The 1,564-nt window shown below is 56.1% G+C and carries 1 protein-coding gene; it reads right to left on the reverse strand.

Features of this window, described 5'->3' with window-relative positions; translation table 11 throughout:
- Positions 1–29: 29 nt before the first annotated feature.
- The gene (locus tag SY1_RS02215; protein WP_243440697.1) at positions 30–1,319 is read right to left on the reverse strand and encodes an ankyrin repeat domain-containing protein; all 1,290 of its coding nucleotides are present in this window, start codon (positions 1,317–1,319) and stop codon (positions 30–32) included.
- Between the last annotated feature and the right edge of the window lie 245 nt (positions 1,320–1,564).

The raw sequence follows: 1,564 nt of genomic DNA on the forward strand, positions 1-1,564 counted from the left end.
GCCGGCCCTTCGTTTGCCCTTCATTTTCTTCAATTTTGTCCGGTCTTTTCCTCCAGCAGCTTCAGCGCCCCTGTGTCCTTGAGTTTTTCATTCTTCCTCGCGTAGTCGAGGGCCGTTTGACCCTCGTTGTTCTTTGCCTTCGCGTCCGCACCGGCCTCCAGCAGCACCTTCAGAACTTCCGGGTTTGAGTTGTTTCGGGCCGCAGGCATCAACGCCGTCACTCCATCTTTGTTTTTGGCGTTGACGTCCGCTCCGGCTTCTATCAAGACCTTCAGGACTTCCGGGGTGTTCTCACTCGCCGCAAGCATCAACGGCGTCCACCCGTCGTTACTTTTTGCGTTGACGTCCGCCCCGGCCTCTATCAAAACCTTCAGGACTTCCGGGTGTGGGTTCCTGTACGCAGCAGCCATCAACGGCGTCCACCCGTCGTTACTTTTTGCGTTGACGTCCGCTCCAGCCCTTATCAAGGCCCTCAGGACTTCCGGGGTTGAGTTATTTCGGGCCGCAAACATCAACGGCGTCAACCCATCTTTGTTCTTCGCGTTGACGTCCGCACCGGCCTCCAACAAGACCTTCAGGACTGCTGGATTTGAGTTATATCGGGCCGCAAACATCAATGGCGTCCACCCATCTTTCTGTTGGGCGTTGAGGTCCGCGCCGGCCTCCAACAAGACCCTCAGGACTTCCGGGTTTGAGTTGTTTCGGGACGCATGCATCAATGGTGTCAATCCATCTGTGTCTTTAGCGTTGAGGTCCGCGCCGGCCTCTATCAAGACCTTCAGGACTTCTGGGTGGGGGTTGTATCGGGCCGCATGCATCAACGGCGTCCACTCATCTTCGTCTTTTGCGTTGACGTCCGCTCCGGCTTCTATCAAGACCTTCAGGACTTCCGGGTTGGGATTGTTGCCTGCCGCAAACATCAATGGCGTCCACCCATCTTTCTGTTGGGCGTTGACGTCCGCTCCGGCCTCTATCAAAACCTTCAGGACTTCCGGGTTGGGATTGTTGTCTGCCGCAGCCATCAACGGCGTCGCTCCATCTTTGGTTTTGGCATTGACGTCCGCTCCGGCTTCTATCAAGACCCTCAGGACTTCCGGGTGTGGGTTCCTGTACGCAGCAGCCATCAACTGGGCGTTGACGTCCGCCCCGTCTTGAATCAGCTGCCGTACCTCCTCAGGGCCAGCTTTGCCGGCTATCTCCAGCAACTCTTCCGTTTTTGTGTCTGCGGCGCTTGCCTGTCCCGCGAAAAGCGTCAGCAGCAACAAGAACAAAAAGACGAACCCTGAAACGCTGCGAGTGTGTAAAGTAGACTTCTTCACCAACGTGCTCCTCTCCCTTCCAGTTTTGTTGCACCGTGTTGCCGCCTGCGTTTTCAATCCAGCGGCCTCAGCAAACTCGTGAACGAAGGGCCTGCATCGGCCCTTCGTTTGCCCTTCATTTTCTTCAATTTTGTCCGGTCTTTTCTTCCAGCAGCTTCAACGCCCCTGTGCCCTTGAGTTTTCCATTCCATCTCGCGCAGTCGAGGGCCGTTTTGCCCTCGTTGTTCTTTGCCTTCGCGTCCGCA

The sequence above is a fragment of the Fretibacterium fastidiosum genome (assembly GCF_000210715.1).
GTDB classification, from domain to species: Bacteria; Synergistota; Synergistia; order Synergistales; family Aminobacteriaceae; genus Fretibacterium; species Fretibacterium fastidiosum.